A 17,541-nucleotide genomic window follows, 5' to 3' on the forward strand; every position below is an offset into this window, starting at 1 on the left:
CCATCTCCCTTTCAAAATCATAATAAATACATTACCTGATGTTACGTAATGTAGTATATCACATTCGCATACCTTAATGTCAGTAACGATTGCGCTATGCAATTGGTAAAGACTCATATATTATAGCAAGCTGCGTCTTATTTAGAGCAGCATATCACCAATCGGTCAGCCTGCTATGTTTCGCCGTCATACTACTCTGCTCTTCACATCAATATTACCGATTTCAAGGTGGACGGATGTGATTATTTCTCGTCGCAGCACAGTTCTACTCTTCACAGCTGAAATAAGAAACTGCCGACTCGAACATACCGAGCTCGAACTCGCCGGGTACGTTCTTGTACAGGCCCTTCCCTATTCTCTCGGAGTGTCCCATCTTGCCGAGAATCCTGCCATCCGGAGAAAGGATTCCTTCGATAGCCATGGTCGAACCGTTAGGATTGAACCGGATATCCATAGTTGGATTTCCTTCAAAATCCACGTACTGTGTCAGTATCTGCCCATTCTCGAGCATGGTGTCTATGTCGTTATCGTTAGCTATGAACCTGCCCTCCCCGTGTGAGATAGGAACAGTCAGAACCTGCCCGACGCTTGCCCTTCTGAGCCAAGGAGATTTGGTCGAGCACACCTTAGTTCTAACGAGCTTGGACTGGTGTCTGCCGATATTGTTGAATGTCAGCGTTGGACTGTCTGACTGCTGCACTCCGATCTCTCCATATGGGAGCAGCCCCAGCTTGATCAATGCCTGGAACCCGTTGCAGATGCCGGCAACTAGACCGTCTCTCTCGTCGAGAAGCTTCATCAGTTCCTCGGAAATCTCCTCGTTGCGAAGGAACGAAGTGATAAATTTGCCGGAGCCGTCCGGCTCATCTGCACCCGAGAATCCGCCCGGCAGGAATAGCACCTGTGACTCGGAGAGCGATTTCGCGAAGTCCTTAACCGACTTCTTGAGGTGCTCACTTGTGAGATTGTTTACTACAAAAGTCTCTGCTTCTCCGCCGGCCTTCTCGACTGCTCCGGCTGTATCATATTCGCAGTTGGTACCCGGGAATACAGGGATGAGGAATTTAGGCTTAGCAACAGCATTGCGTGGTGCCGCATCGCTTCTGGTCCTGTATATCATGTCCGGAATGCTGACCTTCGGTGTCTCGATGTTACAGCTGTATACAGGTTCAAGCTTGCCCTCGTACAGATCGCACAGCGAGACAAGCCTTACGCGCCCCTTCTTGCTGCCGATTGATTCGCGAGCAACAGTCTTACCCAGCAGCTTCATGTCAGCCGTAAGCTCGATGTTTTGACCTGTCTCGATAATGAAGCTGCCGTAAGCATAACCGAACATCTCTCGCATCGAGATGTCCGCGTCAAACTCAAAACCGATATTATTGCCCATAGCCATCTTGAATACTGCCTCTGCAGGCCCGCCGAATCCGGGCGTATAGCATGCCGCAACCAGTCCGTTGTCTACGAGCTTCCTGACCATATTGAAGTTTCTGATGAGCGACTCTGCAGTTGGCAGCCCGTCCTCACCAAGCTCCGGTCTCAGCCATACGACCTCATGTCCTCGCCTCTTGAACTCCGGAGACACCACCTTGTCCAGCTCATCTGTGGTCACGGCAAATGAAATCAGCGTTGGCGGCACGTGGATATCCTCGAAGGTTCCGCTCATGGAATCCTTGCCTCCGATAGCTCCGATGCCCAGCTCCATCTGAGCTCTAAACGCCCCCAGGACTGCGCCGAAAGCCTTGCCCCATGCTTTGTCATTGTCTCCGAGCTTCTCGAAGTATTCCTGCAAGCTGAGATAGATGTGATCATAGCTTGCACCCGTCGCAATCAGCTTGGCCACGCTTTCAACAATTGCCAAATATGCGCCGTGATAAGGGCTTTGCTCTAAGATGTATGGGTTAAAGCCGTATGCCATCATGGACACAGTGCTGCACTCACCCTCAAGCATCGGAATCTTGTGTACCATCGCCTGAATAGGGGTTCTCTGGTTGATCCCACCGAAAGGCATCAGGACTGTGTTGGCTCCGATTGTAGAGTCAAACCTCTCGGACAGGCCTCTTTTAGAGCACACATTGAGGTCGGAGACGAGATCCTTCATGCCCTTCTCAAAGTCCCTCGGAATCTCCTTATCGTATCTGCGAGCACCCTCGATAACAGCGTCAGCCTCCTTCTCGGCGCCGTTAGTATCGAGGAACTCACGAGAAATATTCACAAGCTGTTGGCCTCTGAACGACATCGTGAGGTATGCCTCCTCAGTCACCCTTGCAACCTCTGTCGCCTCGAGGTTCTCACTCTCTGCCAGCTGTTTGAACTTCTCAGCATCCTCAGCAGCAACGACTACAGCCATTCTCTCCTGCGACTCGCTGATAGCGAGCTCCGTGCCGTCCAGCCCATCGTACTTCTTAGGAATGTTGTCAAGATTTACATCCAGTCCGTCTGCCAATTCTCCGACAGCGACGGATACACCGCCTGCGCCGAAGTCATTGCAGCGCTTTACGAGGGTAGTCGCTTCCGGATTTCTGAACAGTCTCTGAATCTTTCGCTCCTCGGGAGCGTTGCCCTTCTGCACCTCGGCTCCGCACGTCTCCAGCGACTCCAAGCTGTGCGATTTGGACGAGCCGGTCGCTCCGCCGATTCCGTCTCTGCCGGTTCTGCCGCCTAGCAGAATAACCACATCGCCGGCAGCCGGTCTCTCGCGTCTGATGTTAGAAGCCGGAGCAGCGGCAACAACTGCACCTACCTCCATTCTTTTAGCCACATATCCCTCGTGGTACACTTCGTCCACGAGACCGGTCGTAAGTCCGATCTGGTTGCCGTATGAGCTATATCCGTTGGCAGCAGTAGTTGTAATCTTCTTTTGCGAGAGCTTGCCCTCTCTGGTCTCCGACACAGGGGTGAGCGGATTGCCTGAACCTGTCACGCGCATAGCAGCGTATACATAGCCTCTGCCCGAAAGCGGATCGCGGATAGCTCCGCCGATGCAGGTTGCGGCTCCTCCAAAAGGCTCGATCTCAGTCGGATGATTATGTGTCTCATTCTTGAACAGCAGCACCCAATCCTGATCCTCACCATCAATATTCGCCTTAAAATCAACTGTGCATGCGTTAATCTCTTCCGACTCCACGACATCCACCAGCTTGCCGTTCTCCTTGAGTGCCTTGACCGCGATGGTTGCAACATTCATAAGGCTGATTGGCTTGTGCACGCCCAGCTGCTTGCGCAGCTCCTGATACTCACTGAAGGTCTTGTTGATAGTCTCGTCCTTAAATACAACGCCTCTGATAGTCGTGTTGAAGGTCGTGTGACGGCAGTGGTCTGACCAATACGTATCTATAACCTTGATTTCTGCCACGCTTGGATCTCTGTCCAGTCCCTTGAAGTACTCGCGACACATCTTGAGGTCCTCGATATCCATAGCGAGCGAATTTGCCACTAGATATGTCTCGAGGTCTGCGTCTGTGAAATTGATGAAGTTCTTGACTGTAGCCACCGGCGCCGGATCCGGATATTTGGATCGGAGTGTTGCCGGCACGCCAAGCGCAGCCTCTCTCGACTCAACCGGGTTAATCAGATACTCCTTGATCTTCTCGAGCTCATCGTTAGACAGCTCGCCCTCGAGGATGTAGATGACAGCAGACTTTACAGTCGGTGTCTCGTCGGGTGCTATGAACTGCAAGCACTCCTCAGCTGAGCTTGCCCTCTGGTCGAACTGTCCGGGCAGATACTCAACTGCGATTACCTGCTGCTTACGGAAATCCATATCTGTACAGCTGGTGTCCGTAGGCGGCTCCGAGAAAATCGTCTCCCCGGCCTCGAGGAATGCTTCGTCTGATAGATCCTCGATCAGGTACCTGTTGATTACTCTAATGTCAGTCAGATTCACAATCTGCAGGCTCTCCTTAAACTCCTTGATGAGCTCCTTCGCCCTGTTCGCGAATTCCGGCTTCTTCTCTACGTATAAAGCTTTGACCATGCCATTACTCCTCGTATAATATGTTTTACCGACACATCTTCTTATGAAATGTGTCATACAATAACTTGTTCAACCTTGGATGTCCTGATGGTAAAATGTCTTTAGCGGACATCTTACAAAAGGTATGTCTATTACTGTCTAATGATTGTCTGAAATATACGATTGCTGCGCTGATTACCGCCACGCCGCGGAGGCCGGGAACGCTCAGGCCACTGCGATCGATGTGGCGATATGCAGTCTGCTGAATTTATGATTTCACTTAAGCGCCTCGAGAGCTTTGGTTCCGATATCCTTCCTGAAATACATGTTATCGAAGTGAACTTCCTCGAGCTTTGCATATGCCTTATCTATGGCCTCTCCCAGAGTTTCCGCAGTCTCGACCACGCCGAGGACTCTGCCGCCGCTGGTCACCTGCTTGCCGTCTACGAGCTTACTGCCTGCGATGTAGATGTGCTCGCGCTCATCCGGAAGAGTGATTTCAAACCCTTTTTCATAAGCAACCGGATATCCGTCGGACGCTGCCACAACGCAGCAAGCTGCTTCATCTCTGAATGTGAAATCGACATCTGCGAGCGTTCCGTCTGTAGTCGCTCTCATTATCTCCAGCAGATCACCGTCCAACAGAGGCAGCACTACCTGAGTTTCCGGATCGCCGAATCTGCTGTTATACTCAATTACCTTAGGCCCATCCTCGGTAATCATCAGGCCGAAATACAGGCAGCCCTTGAACACTCTGCCTTCCTCAGCCATAGCTTTGATCGTAGGCAGGAATATCTTGGTCATACACTCCTCAGCAATCTCCGGTGTGTAATACGGATTAGGTGCTACAGTGCCCATTCCCCCGGTATTGAGCCCCTTGTCACCATCCTGTGCACGCTTGTGATCCATGGATGAAACCATCGGCCTTACTACCTTGCCGTCTGTGAACGATAGGACACTTACCTCAGGTCCATCCAGGAATTCCTCGATAACGACCGTGTCGCCGCTGGCACCGAATTTTTTATCTTCCATGATTGTGCGAAGTCCGACTCTAGCCTCATCACGAGTTTCGGCGATTATCACGCCCTTGCCGAGTGCCAGCCCATCCGCTTTGATAACAGTCGGGATCGGGCAAGTCTCAATGTATTTCAGAGCTGCATCCATATCGTCGAAAATCTCATACGATGCAGTCGGAATTCCATATTTCTTCATGAGCCGTTTGGAAAAAGCCTTGCTCCCCTCTATGATAGCCGCCGCCTTGTCAGGCCCAAAGCAAGGTATGCCCTTCTCATCGAGCATGTCAACCAGACCGAGCACCAGCGGATCGTCGGGAGCAACCACGACATAGTTGATTTTTTTCTCAACCGCAAAGTCAACAATAGCGTCAAGCTCCTTTGCTCCGATGGCTATACACTCCGCATCCTCCGCGATTCCGCCGTTACCCGGCAGCGCGTAGATATGCGATACCCCCTTGCTGTGCTTGAGAGCCTTGATAATAGCGTGCTCTCTGCCTCCTCCGCCAATTACTGCAATATCCATTATCCTCTCCTTGCAACTATCTCTGCCGCAACCTTCTCGACTGCCGCCGGCAGCAGCTTCCATTCAGCATCCTCCATGACCCTGCGCTGCAGAATTTCCGGAGTGTCGCCTTCTTGGACCTCAACCGCGCGCTGAGCGATTATCTTGCCGCCATCCGTAATCTCGTTTACAAAATGAACTGTCGCCCCGGTGACCTTTACGCCATAATCGAGTGCCGCTTCGTGCACGTGCAGCCCGTAAAATCCTTCTCCGCAGAACGAAGGGATGAGTGATGGATGCACATTGATGATTCTATCAGGGTATCTGCTGACAAAATCCTCGCTAAGTATACGCAGGAAGCCCGCGAGTACGATGATATCTATCTCGTTCTCTTCAAGCAGTGATATCAGCTTCTGTTCGAAATTGTCCTTCTCGATATATGTATGCTTAATTCCCGCTCTCTCCGCCCTGGCCAGTCCGCCGGCGCTCCCGCACGACGACACTACCAGCGCGAGCTCAGCATGTGGCAGCTCGCCGGCCTGTGACCTGTCTATGATAGCCTGCAGGTTGGTGCCACCGCCCGATATTAGAACTGCAACTTTTGCGCACTTGCTCATTCTCTCGTCTCCGTCTGTGTAAATTGTTAAATCTAATATTTCTATCCAGGTATTTGCTAATATGCTTTTATGCGGTTAGAAGTCTTTACATCCCCTATATGGCCATATCGAGCGCATTAGCATTAAGCGTCGCTTAATCTTCGATTCCGTCGATGATCTCGCGCGATAACTCCGTCTACTTCGTTATCGGTGCCGGACTAACCTTCGATTCCGTCGATGATCACGCCTTCGTCGCCCTTAACAATCTCCCCGATGACATAAGCCTTATCTCCGGCACCACGTATGATCTCGAGAGCCCTCTCGCTGTCCTCGCGAGACACAACTACCGTCATGCCGATGCCCATGTTGTAGGTGTTGAACATGTCACGCTCCGGGATGCTGCCTGTCTCAGCCAGAACCTTGAAGATCTCCGGTGTCTCCAGCTTGCTCTTATCTATCCTGGCCGTCATTCCCTTCGGAAGCGCTCTGGGGATATTCTCGTAGAAGCCGCCGCCGGTGATGTGCATTACAGCATGCGGTACCATCTCCTTGAACAGCTCTGTCATAGACCTTACATAAATCCTTGTAGGCTCCAGCAGCGCTTCACCGAGAGATCTGCCGCCCAGATCACCCCTCTTCACGGAGAGATCGATGTTCTCGACGTCGAAAACCTTCCTGACGAGCGAATATCCATTTGAATGAATGCCCGACGATGCAATTCCGATGACAACATCGCCCTCACCCACCTTCTCGATGTCGATAACCTTACTTTTATCCACGATTCCTACTGCAAATCCGGCCAGGTCGTACTCATCCTCCGGATAGAAGCCCGGCATCTCCGCAGTCTCGCCGCCAATCAGACAACACTTTGATTGAACGCAGCCGTCCGCAACACCCTTAACTATGGATGCGATTTTCTCCGGCACGTTTTTGCCGCAAGCAATGTAGTCCAGGAAGAACAGCGGCTTTGCACCGACGCAGATGATGTCGTTGACACACATCGCCACGCAGTCGATACCTACAGTGTCATGCTTATCCTGCAGGAATGCAAGCTTGAGCTTGGTTCCCACTCCGTCAGTTCCGCTGACTAGAATAGGTTCGGACATGCCTGTCAGATCAGGCTGCAGCAACCCGCCAAATCCTCCAACCGGTGCTGTATTACCGAACTTCATGGTCTTGCCCACGTGCTCCTTCATCAGCTCAACAGCTCTATATCCGCTAGTGATATCTACTCCCGCTTCCTTGTAGCTCTCGCTCCGGCTCTTCATCTCAGTTCTCCTCTTTCTTCCTATCGCTTAGCTTAATCTCGAACTTAAACTTTCCTGTGACAGCTCTCCCTGCCGGGTACTCACCCCCAAAGCAAGCGCTGCAATACCCCTTGCCCGGCTCGCTGCCAATCATCTCGTGCAATCTGTCCATCTTGAGGAATCCAATCGAGTCGCATCCGATGAGCGTGCAAATCTCATTCTCGGTGTGATTAGCTGCTATGAGCTGTGACTTATCCGACACGTCGGTTCCGTAGTAGCATTCGTCAACAAACGGTGGAGCTGTAAGCATCAGATGAACCTCCTTGGCTCCTGCATTTCTTAGTTTCTCGACTATGTTTCTCGAAGTCGTACCTCTTACGATAGAATCGTCAATCATGACAACTCTCTTCCCTCGGACAGATTCCTCTATGACGTTAAGCTTGATATTTACAAGCTTCTCGCGCTGCGCCTGTCCAGGTGCAATAAACGTACGACCGATGTACTTGTTCTTGACAAAGCCCATGCCGTAAGGGATACCCGCCTGTTTCGAATATCCAACTGCGGCGTCGAGACCCGAATCAGGAACTCCTATCACAATGTCGGCCTCTACCGGGTAGTCGATTGCGAGCGCACGGCCGGCCTCAACTCTAGCGCGATGAACGCTGATCCCGTCAATCTTGGAGTCCGGTCTCGCGAAGTAGATGTACTCGAATATGCAGATTGACTTTGGCTTTTGGTTGCAGTGCTCCTTGATGCTGCGGATACCGTCATGATTAAAAATCACAATCTCCCCCGGCTCGATATCTCTTACGAACTTCGCTCCCACAGCATCCAGCGCACATGACTCTGAAGCGATTACATATCTGCCGTCCTCTGTCAGCCCATAGCAGAGAGGTCTGAAGCCTCTGTCGTCGCGAACTGCGATGAGCTTGTTGGGCGACATAACGCAAAGGGAATATGCTCCCTTAAGCTTATTCATAGCTGCATTAATCGCCTCCTCTACGCTGTTTGAACGCAGTCTCTCCTTGGTGATGAGATAAGCGATTACCTCCGTGTCGCTCGTGGTCTGAAAGATAGAGCCCTTGAGTTCCAGCTCCTGTCTCAGCTCTGCGGAATTTACTATGTTGCCGTTATGTGCGACGGCCATGCTTCCCTTGATGTGATTAACAACGATTGGCTGAGCATTTGCACGCTCATTCTTGCCTGTAGTTCCGTAGCGCACATGACCGATAGCCATGCCGCCCTGCCCGAGAGCCTCAAGCTCACGAGTGCTGAACACGTCATTGACTAAACCGAGATCCTTGTGGCTCGAAAACACACCATCATCATTGACCACTATTCCGCAGCTCTCCTGTCCGCGGTGCTGCAGTGAATATAGGCCGTAGTACACTGTCCTGCCTATCTCATATGCCTCCCTGGGAGAGAAAACACCTACAACTCCGCATTCTTCTCTTAACTCACTCATACTGTTCCTAACCTTAATATCCATCTGTGCAGTATCTGCTGATTAGAATAACTACATACTTAATTGAACTTAGCGCTTACTGCTGCATCCTTCTCGATTACGTCATTGCGAGCCTTGTTTCTCTCTTCCCAAAGACTTGCCCTCAGTTTCTCATCTGAAACCGCCAGGATCTCGGCGGCAAAGATCGCCGCATTCCTGGCGCCGTCAATTGCAATCGACGCAACCGGTATTCCCGGCGGCATTTGAACCGTGGACAGGAGCGCATCCATGCCGTCCAGTGAGGATGCCTTGATCGGGATCCCCACTACCGGCAGAACTGTGTTCGCTGCGAGCACTCCACCGAGATGTGCCGCCTTACCTGCAGCCGAAATGATAACGCCAAAGCCATTTCTTTCTGCAGCCTTTGCAAATCCAATAGCTTCATCCGGTGTTCTATGTGCCGAGTACACGTGAACCTCAGTTGGAATCTCATATTTCTTCAGCTCTTCAATGCATTTTTCAACGATTGGCAGATCGCTGTCGCTACCCATTATTACTGCAACTTTCTTCATAATTATCTATCGGCCTCCGTCCTTAAACACTGTACAAATACACGCGCATCAACACGTAATTGTTGTCAAAAGCTTGTAATTTAAATTTATCATATGAGCTGCTATTGTCAACAAAAAGGGTTATCAAAACCCGTATTTTAATGCGGCATTTATATAAATTTATGCGGATTTCGGAGATTTTTCCGAAGTATACTTTGACCTGATCTTATACGTGTTCGGTTTTTGTGCACTTTTAAGTATTTTCATTATGATCAACTTTTCCCTCGTTTGTGTACATGCTACATGCGTTTTTATATCGGTCCCACTTGGTGAGTATCTCGCCGCTCTGATGCAACTGTAATAGGCTGACTCAACAATCACTTGTTGTGTCAGCCTATTCATATCCGATATTTTTGCTGCGATATTGCAGCTGCCGCTATTACATCCTGCCATCGGTAAGCAAACGGCTATGAACAACGTGAAAATGCGTTCATCATGTAATACCTCTGTGATCACTGACCGACTCTGGGGACGAGCACTCTTGCCTTGAACAGATCCCCGTCAATTCCCAGTCTGATATCTCCATTCATCATATGCATGAGGTCGCGTGCAATGGCGAGACCAAGCCCGCTGCCCTCAGTGTTTCGGGATTTATCTCCGCGCTTGAATCTTTCCATCAGTTCGTCCGGATCGATATCCAGCGCATCCTTTGACACATTGCTGATCTCCAGAGCCGCGAATTTGCCCATCTCGCGCACCTTGACATAAGCTCTGGTGCCGGGGAGGCTGTATTTGCTGACGTTTGTCAACAGGTTCTCGATTACGCGCCACAGCATCTTACCGTCGGCGTTGACAAATACGTGCTCCTGATTATTTTCAAAATGCACCTCGATATTGCTCGACACGAGCAGGTCGCTGAGCTCACCGATAGCCTGCTGTGCAACTCCGTTGAGATCGATTACTTCTATGTTGATAGGCATCGCTCCGCTGGAAGCCTTGGTGGCTTCAAAGAGGTCTCCGCTGAGTTTCTGCAGTCTCTTGGTCTTCTGTTCGATAATCTCAAGATATGACATAGCATCAGGGCTGTCGAGTCCCTGCAGCTTGAGCAGGTCGATGTAGGTCACCATAGAGGTGAGCGGAGTCTTGAGGTCATGCGACACGTTGGATATGAGTTCGTTGCGGAGACGCTGGCTGCGAAGCTCATTTTCAAGAGCGATTTCCTCGGCCTTAGCTATATCGTTGATGTCTCCGGCTAGCCTCTCAAACTCTCCCTTATGTCTGACCACCACCTTCTGATTGAAATCACCGTCCTTGATAGCGCGTATCCCGCTGCGCACCATGGCATAGTCATTGTAACACCTCGGAACATAGACTATAGCAATCAACAGAGCGATTATTGCCCACCAGTGCCATATGAGCGTAGGCAGAAGCAGCAATGCAAATCCCAGATAGAGCTTCTTGATGGTTACGTCCTTAGATATAATTGCGTTGTGAATTGAGATGAGAATCTTGCCAACAATTGAACGCTCGAATAAATCGTTGTTTTTAATATTCTTAACAAGCGACTGAAGCAGTATAATCGCGCAGAATATGAACAACGTCATGGCAGCTATGGTTGCAAAGCCCTCCACCCACTCGGGTTTGAACTCGTAGCCTCTGCCCATTACCTCAAAGGTCTTGTCTCTGAATTCCTGAGTTACTACTTGTCCTTTGGCGATAGTCTTAAGTATCCGCTCCAGTGTTGCACCCGAGGACAGATATCTGAAATACATGTTCTCCGCCATGATGATTCCGACACCTAGCGCAAATATCGCCAGCAGTCGAAGCTCGGGAAATACACGATCGAGGAGGTTAAGCTTGACCTTGCCCTTCTCAGTGTATTTGCCGGAAAAATACACCACAAATACGAGCCCCGCCAGTGCCAGCGCAACAAACACGAGCAGCAATATAAAATTCGTCGTGAGGATGCTGACTATCCTCTTCTTATCGACGAGTCCGTTGAAGTCGTCGCTCGTATATGCCTCATATACGAGGATTCGATTTGCAGCCATGATGAGCAGCACGGTGCTGACCGTAGCTAATACCACGGCAACTTTTGACTTAAGTCCGCGGAACTCATCCGTCACGACCTGTTGCTTCATTAGTTATCTCCTTCAAGCTTATATCCGGTACCCCAGACAACCTTGATGTATCTGGGATCCTTGGGATTGATTTCTATCTTCTCTCTTATATGCCTTATATGTACGGCCACAGTATTTTCCGGATTATACGCCGGTTCATCCCACACAGCTTCGTAAATTTGTCCCATCGAAAACACTCTGTTTGGATTTTCCGCAAAAAGCTTCAGTATTCCAAATTCTGTAGCTGTAAGCATAACATCTCTCCCGTCAACTGTTACCTTCTTGCTGTTGTCATCAATTACAAGTCCTCCCACTCTGTAAATACCCTCTTCTGAAGGTTCCGCAGCACTTCCGAACTGAGTGTATCTGCGGAGCTGTGACTTGACACGCGCGATGAGTTCCATGGGATTGAACGGCTTTGTCACATAATCATCTGCTCCGATATTCAGCCCGATAATCTTATCGTAGTCTTCAGACTTGGCAGACAGCATGATAATCGGAATATCCTTCTCATTTCTAATCATCTGTGTAGCCTGTATCCCGTCGAGCTTAGGCATCATCACATCCATGATGGCGAGCTTCACATCCTCACTGCGAACAATGCTCAGAGCCTCAAAACCGTCATATGCCTTGATTACCTCAAAGCCTTCATTATTCAAATATATCTCTATCGCTCTTGCAATCTCTTTATCGTCATCGCAAACCAGAATTTTCACTGCAACTCCTCCTTAATATAGTGTCCTTACGAATAGAAGTATATATCATTTAACAAAAGAAATTCGATGATATTTATTATAATTTCTTTAACGAGTAAATACTTTCTCCTTCATTTGATGTTCATATTACCGTAGACCATCACATATGAAAGAACTGTCATCATAAAAAACAAAAAGTTTTGCCCAAAAATCGAGTTTGATTATCATCTTAACGCTCCTTCATATCACCTTATGATTTTTTGGTGTTCACCTTTATCGTGATTTTTCTGCACGTCTTCCCTGCAGTGGGAAGAGAAACGAAGCGACGATCAAAACGGGTAGGAAAGCGCTCGCCGCGGCGCCCATGATGAAACTCAATATTCCGAATAAAGCAACTTTTGCTTTTCTGTTATTCATGCTATACTGCCTATGAATTTTTTCTGAATTCCCGCACTTTATCTGACAGTTCCTGCAGCTCGTTCTTGTCAAGCTCAGTCAGATGTTCCAACTTGTCCAGAAATTCCGTTGCGGTTATTTTTTCCCTGCGGGTGATGACTTCCAAATAGTGGCTGACGATGACTCCGGAGAGAATGGCAATCCAGATGATTTCATACAAGGTCATGTAGACGGTCAGCAGCCTACTCAACGCGGTGCTTACCGTGATATCGCCAAAACCGATGGTCGTGCATGATACGAAGGTGTACCACATGGCCTGACCATATGTGCATATGCCCGGTTCGCGGATCATGATGATCAGCGAGACGATAAAAAAGCTGACGAAAAAGCCGAAGGTTATCTTCTCGGCACGACATCTTTTAACGATAGACCAGAATAGTCTGAATTTCTTCATTCTCTATCCTCCCTGAAATCAAAAATAATTTACTGCAATTATATCAGATTTTCGCGGAAGCGCTCTGCAATAATACTGCTGAAAAGAATGTAATCGGTGCTTTATACTAAGCTGTAGAACTCACTTCAGAAGCTGTGAAGAATTAAAAACGGAAATGGAAAAATTTATTAAATACTGCAATGAGCATATGATAAAAGAAGGGTCGGAATGAATGAGTCCGCCCCGAGACAGACTCCATCTTCCGGCCGCATAAAAAACGAGACGACCGGCGTCGCCTCGTAAAAAAATTCCGGAATGGCAGGCTCTCATGCACCACCGCCATTTGCATACATATTGTCGCAGTATTCCGATTCTCCTGCGATTCTCCGCCTACTTGTAATCCTCGTTGTCGCTCTTCTTGCTGGCGATGTTGAGCCCAATCCACAGAGCAAGGGCAACTAAGGTGAATACAATAAGGGCGCGGAAGTTTGAATCATACTTGCCGCCTGCTGCCTCGAGCAGCTTGGCTGAAATTATCGGTCCGATAATAGCCGCCGGAATCAGCGAGAAGTTGGCAATACTGAAGTTAGTGGCAAAATACTTCGCTCCAAAGGCCTTATTGACGTACGCTGATGTGATCGTTGGAGTTCCTCCGTACGACAATCCTACGAAGATAAGTCCGATCACAACAAGGATGAGCGAGTGGCTCACTCCCCCTGCAATGAGCAAGGCACCTGCGATAATCATGAAGATGTTGTTTACAATAGATGAAGTCTTACGTCCAAACCTATCAAAGTTGTTGCCTGCAACAATTCTGCCTGCTCCGTTAAATAGCGAAACGATCATACCGAGAACTGCCGAACCGCCGTAAGCAACTGAGATATTCGCAGCACTGTTGATTACCATAAGGCCGGCCGAGTTGAGGGCGATAGCCCAGAGGAAAAAGATCCAAAATCTCGAAGTCTTCATCATTTCCGCCGAGGTATAGTGATGTGTGTTGTCATCAGCTGCGGCAGTCTTGCTCGCACCTGCTGTCGGTGCTTCCGGAGTCTTGATGATAATCGCAGCTACGAGCAGCACAACGAAGATTGCGATTGCGAGCAGCTTAAATGTAGAGAATATACCAATGCCGGCGATGAACTTGGTTACAACGCTTCCGAGAGCCAGCCCGCCCAGGCCGAAGCCCATAAGCATGATTCCTGAGGCGAGACCGACCTTATCCGGGAACCACTTGGTGATAGTAGTGATTACAGCATTATACCCTATACCTACGCCGCCTCCGCCAAATATACCGTAGAATATGTAGAGCTTCATAAGGCTGCCGGATGCATCTGCCGGGTTAAGAGTAGATACCATGAAGAATCCTACAAGCAACAGCACTGCTGCGATGAGTATTCTCACCTTAACTCCAAACTTCTTGCCAAGCTGTCCGCCGATGAGTCCGCCCAAGCAAAACATAATCATCGAGATTGTGAAGGTCATAGACATCTGCGCAACTGTCCATGTCTTGAACACCTCGCTGAAAGGTGCTCTGAATAGCGACCATGCGTAAATCAGACCGAGGAATAGCGTCGAAATAGTAGCCATCCCGAGATACAACCATCTTTTGTTGTTCATTTCTTAAACCACCTGTCCTTACCTAGTAACGCCGTCATTACACCGTCGCGACGCATAAAATCATGATAATACTCCAATTCGAGCACTAATGCACTAAATGATAACACTTTTTGAGTCTATTTTCTAGCAGCATTTCTCATATTCAGCATATAACTACAGCACTATATCTCCAGCGCTGCCCTGATATGCCTGTATGCGAAGTCCACTGTACTGCCGACTTCTTCGTAGGCAAACGCTTCAAGAGTGGTAATTGTGCACCCCTCATCAGCAAGCGTCTGCATAGCCGCCTCCATGGGCTCCTTCTGTTTAGACGCACAGCAATCCTTGATTACCTGTACATCGTACCCCTTGGCCATAAGACTCTTGGCAGTCTGCATTATGCTTATGTGCGCTTCCAGTCCGGCCAGCACAATCCTGTTGCCCTTGTGCGATTGAAGCAGAGCCTCCAGGTCAGGCGAAGTCGTGCAATCGAAGTCAACCTTATCTATCTTCTCATAGCTACGCAGCTCGTTTTTGAGTTCTCCTGCAACCGGCTCCGAATCGTATCCGTACTGCTCAGTTAACAGCGTTGGCAGTTCAAGTATATTCAAGCATCTTGCCAGCTTCAGCACATTGTTCATGAACCTCTCACTTTTCCTCATCTCCGGAATCATGTGTTTTTGCACATCCATGATTATACACAAGGTTCTGTCGGAGCTGAGTCCGCGGAGCTTGGCCAGCATACCGCTGTCTACGCGGTTCACTCTGTATGGCGTAACTGTTGTGTAGCCATCCGCAAGAGCGTAGAGATCTGTATAAGCAGGTGCAGCACTTCCGTCTGTGACGTCGGCCCTGTACCTATATTCACCGTTAATGTGCGAGGGATCTACTGCATTCGATGAAAGCTCAATGACACCTGCATTAGTCGCCGGAGAATTGCTGCCATTAGCTTCGTTCATGCCGTCCGTTTCATGAACGGCCTTCACAAAGGTGTTATCGAATCCGATTCCACCTGCCTCAGTGTACCTTGTCCCCTTAATCTGCCATTTGGGCAGGTCAGGCGAGTTCACGTTGAGGATTATTCCTTGAGGCAGCTGCTTGGCTACCTCAAGCAGCTCCGGCAGCATCTCGCAGATGTATTCAAAATGTGTCGCGCTGTGACTGGTCACCGATAGTGCAAGTGCTTTATATCCATTCAAAGCACCCTCGTTGGCAATTGCAAAGGTACCCGAATAATTGATATCTGTGCCTGCATTCCCACCGTGATTGATGCCGCCGATTACATAATCCGGCTCAATTCCTTCAGCTCTCAGCATATCTATACCGAATTTTGCACAGTCCGCAGGCGTACCTGTGAGAGCAATCGCCCTTTCAGCTCCCTCCAGCTCAATCTCGCGCGCAGTCACTAGACCGCTCAGAGTTATAGCCTGCCCGTGTCCACTGCACTGCGAAGCAGGCGCTACAACATACACCTCCGCCATGTGAGACAGAAAGCGTACCAGCGTACGAAGTCCAAACGATTCTATTCCGTCGTCGTTGCCAACTAATATTCTATTCATTGAGATACCTCATTCCCTTCTTTATATTTCCTACATACATCTTGATAAGCAGCCTCAGCAGCGGTTCCGAAACCCTATAGAAATAGAAATACAGAACCTGCTCCTCCTCCGTGCAGAGATCCGAAACGGGATTCATCATGAGTCCCACGTTTTTTGCCAGCTGACAGAGCTGCTCCGCCGGCACAGGAAGCATAATCCTAAGCATGACCGCCAGTCCCGACTTGGAATCTATGGCTTCAATCAAACCATCGCCATATTCCTTGAACATCTCCATCGTGGTATGGAGCTTCTCGGCGTTACGCTTCCTGCATTTCTTGATGTGCCTGTGATAGTACCCATCCTCCATGTAGAGAGCAAGGCAGATCTGCTCCGCCTTGGAACATGTCTGTGCGTAACGACTCTTGATTCTGTTAAACACCTCCACAAGCTCATGCGGCAGCACCATATAGCTAATCTTGATTGATGCAAAAAGCGTTGATGAGAAGGAGCCGAGGTACACGACTCTTCCCGACCTGTCGAGGCCCTGCAAAGCCGGAATAGGCTTACCGAAATATCTGAGCTCGCTGTCGTAGTCATCTTCCAATATATAGCTGTCGTTGTCCTCCGCCCATTTTATCAGCTCATATCTCCTGCCTATCGGCATTACTGCACCTGACGGGAACTGATTTGAAGGATTGACGTACACGAGACTTCTCATATTGACGGGCAAACGCTCAATCGTGATGCCGTTCTCACGAACGGGAATATTGGAAAGGCTTACCCCTTCATCCTTAAATATCTCGCGAACCGGTCCATATCCCGGAAATTCCATCGCTGCGTTGCTGATGCCGAGATCTCTCAGTATTCGAATGAGATGCGTGGCAAGCTGCTGCGAGCCGGCGCCTATCACTACCTGCTCCGGCGAGCATTTTACACCGCGGCCTGCGTAAAGGTATTTGGCAATCTCATAGCGGAGAGCCGCTTCTCCCTGTACGTCCGCTTCAGTCTGCAGCGCATACGCATACTCGTTAAACACCTTGCTCATGCACTTCTTCCACTTGGAGAACTCAAAGCTCTCCTCATCATATATGAGCGATCTCTCCTTGGCAGTCTTGCTGCTCTCCGGCGGCAGCAGTTCATCCAACGTGAGCTCATCCCCGGCCTCGCCGGCGCCTACGGCACCCGAAATGTCGTCGCTCACATAGTAGCCTGACTTGGGGCGACTCTCAATGTAGCCCTCGACCAACAGCTGGTTATATGCGGTCTCAACCGTTGTCACGCTGATATCGTTGGCCTTTGCAAGACCGCGTAGCGAGGGCAGCTTCATGCCGGCCTCAAACTCCCCGGAAAGAATTCTCGCCTTAATCTGATCAAAAATCTGTATATATAGATTTTGGCTATTATTATCTTCAAAATCGAAAATAATGCTTCTCATCGTGCAATTTCCCCTATCTG

At 49.4% G+C, this 17,541-nt stretch carries 12 protein-coding genes; all 12 read right to left on the minus strand.

The window, feature by feature from the left end:
- Positions 1 to 265: 265 nt before the first annotated feature.
- A complete protein-coding gene (locus tag HMPREF0581_RS00685; RefSeq protein ID WP_036379422.1) occupies positions 266 to 3,973 on the minus strand; it encodes a phosphoribosylformylglycinamidine synthase in 3,708 nt (1,235 codons plus the stop codon).
- 255 nt (positions 3,974 to 4,228) lie between these two features.
- Positions 4,229 to 5,554 (minus strand): phosphoribosylamine--glycine ligase, encoded by a 1,326-nt coding sequence (purD, locus tag HMPREF0581_RS00690; RefSeq protein ID WP_330371633.1) that lies wholly within the window; start codon positions 5,552 to 5,554, stop codon positions 4,229 to 4,231.
- Positions 5,491 to 6,087, minus strand: a complete 597-nt coding sequence (gene purN, locus HMPREF0581_RS00695) for a phosphoribosylglycinamide formyltransferase (protein WP_036379424.1) — start codon at positions 6,085 to 6,087, stop codon at positions 5,491 to 5,493. The genes purD and purN overlap by 64 nt, the downstream gene beginning before the upstream one ends.
- A gap of 197 nt (positions 6,088 to 6,284) precedes the next feature.
- Positions 6,285 to 7,334, minus strand: a complete 1,050-nt coding sequence (gene purM, locus HMPREF0581_RS00700) for a phosphoribosylformylglycinamidine cyclo-ligase (protein WP_009643396.1) — start codon at positions 7,332 to 7,334, stop codon at positions 6,285 to 6,287.
- A 1-nt stretch (position 7,335) separates the two neighbouring features.
- Positions 7,336 to 8,802: an amidophosphoribosyltransferase gene (gene purF, locus HMPREF0581_RS00705; RefSeq protein ID WP_084645290.1), complete on the minus strand. Its 1,467-nt coding sequence runs from the start codon at positions 8,800 to 8,802 to the stop codon at positions 7,336 to 7,338.
- A 35-nt stretch (positions 8,803 to 8,837) separates the two neighbouring features.
- Positions 8,838 to 9,329, minus strand: coding sequence for a 5-(carboxyamino)imidazole ribonucleotide mutase (gene purE / locus HMPREF0581_RS00710; RefSeq protein WP_009643355.1), 492 nt, complete (start codon positions 9,327 to 9,329; stop codon positions 8,838 to 8,840).
- 491 nt (positions 9,330 to 9,820) lie between these two features.
- Positions 9,821 to 11,449 carry a sensor histidine kinase gene (locus HMPREF0581_RS00715; protein WP_009643365.1) on the minus strand — a complete coding sequence of 543 codons (1,629 nt, stop codon included), beginning with the start codon at positions 11,447 to 11,449 and terminating at the stop codon, positions 9,821 to 9,823.
- Positions 11,449 to 12,144: a response regulator transcription factor gene (locus HMPREF0581_RS00720; protein WP_009643471.1), complete on the minus strand. Its 696-nt coding sequence runs from the start codon at positions 12,142 to 12,144 to the stop codon at positions 11,449 to 11,451. Before HMPREF0581_RS00720 ends, HMPREF0581_RS00715 begins: the two co-directional genes overlap by 1 nt.
- 406 nt (positions 12,145 to 12,550) lie before the next feature.
- A complete protein-coding gene (locus tag HMPREF0581_RS00725) occupies positions 12,551 to 12,973 on the minus strand; it encodes a potassium channel family protein (RefSeq protein WP_009643383.1) in 423 nt (140 codons plus the stop codon).
- A gap of 369 nt (positions 12,974 to 13,342) precedes the next feature.
- Positions 13,343 to 14,569, minus strand: a complete 1,227-nt coding sequence (locus HMPREF0581_RS00730; RefSeq protein WP_036379428.1) for an MFS transporter — start codon at positions 14,567 to 14,569, stop codon at positions 13,343 to 13,345.
- A gap of 161 nt (positions 14,570 to 14,730) precedes the next feature.
- Positions 14,731 to 16,107: a 5'/3'-nucleotidase SurE gene (surE, locus tag HMPREF0581_RS08165; protein ID WP_051426861.1), complete on the minus strand. Its 1,377-nt coding sequence runs from the start codon at positions 16,105 to 16,107 to the stop codon at positions 14,731 to 14,733.
- On the minus strand, positions 16,100 to 17,521 hold the full coding sequence (gene pdxR / locus HMPREF0581_RS00740; RefSeq protein ID WP_009643349.1) for a MocR-like pyridoxine biosynthesis transcription factor PdxR: 1,422 nt from the start codon (positions 17,519 to 17,521) through the stop codon (positions 16,100 to 16,102). The genes surE and pdxR overlap by 8 nt, the downstream gene beginning before the upstream one ends.
- Positions 17,522 to 17,541 lie beyond the last annotated feature (20 nt).

The organism is Mogibacterium timidum ATCC 33093, assembly GCF_000525775.1.
GTDB classification, from domain to species: domain Bacteria; phylum Bacillota; class Clostridia; order Peptostreptococcales; family Anaerovoracaceae; genus Mogibacterium; species Mogibacterium timidum.

What these genes read in the sequence shown, in the direction of transcription:
- surE (WP_051426861.1), bottom strand. Translation starts at nt 16,107, where the DNA reads ATGAATAGAATATTAGTTGGCAACGACGACGGAATAGAATCGTTTGGA.
- HMPREF0581_RS00685 (WP_036379422.1), bottom strand. Translation starts at nt 3,973, where the DNA reads ATGGTCAAAGCTTTATACGTAGAGAAGAAGCCGGAATTCGCGAACAGG.
- purD (WP_330371633.1), bottom strand. Translation starts at nt 5,554, where the DNA reads ATGGAAGCTGCTGCCGGCGGCAGTCGAGAAGGTTGCGGCAGAGATAGT.
- HMPREF0581_RS00715 (WP_009643365.1), bottom strand. Translation starts at nt 11,449, where the DNA reads ATGAAGCAACAGGTCGTGACGGATGAGTTCCGCGGACTTAAGTCAAAA.
- pdxR (WP_009643349.1), bottom strand. Translation starts at nt 17,521, where the DNA reads ATGAGAAGCATTATTTTCGATTTTGAAGATAATAATAGCCAAAATCTA.
- HMPREF0581_RS00725 (WP_009643383.1), bottom strand. Translation starts at nt 12,973, where the DNA reads ATGAAGAAATTCAGACTATTCTGGTCTATCGTTAAAAGATGTCGTGCC.
- purF (WP_084645290.1), bottom strand. Translation starts at nt 8,802, where the DNA reads ATGGATATTAAGGTTAGGAACAGTATGAGTGAGTTAAGAGAAGAATGC.
- purM (WP_009643396.1), bottom strand. Translation starts at nt 7,334, where the DNA reads ATGAAGAGCCGGAGCGAGAGCTACAAGGAAGCGGGAGTAGATATCACT.
- HMPREF0581_RS00730 (WP_036379428.1), bottom strand. Translation starts at nt 14,569, where the DNA reads ATGAACAACAAAAGATGGTTGTATCTCGGGATGGCTACTATTTCGACG.
- purN (WP_036379424.1), bottom strand. Translation starts at nt 6,087, where the DNA reads ATGAGCAAGTGCGCAAAAGTTGCAGTTCTAATATCGGGCGGTGGCACC.
- purE (WP_009643355.1), bottom strand. Translation starts at nt 9,329, where the DNA reads ATGAAGAAAGTTGCAGTAATAATGGGTAGCGACAGCGATCTGCCAATC.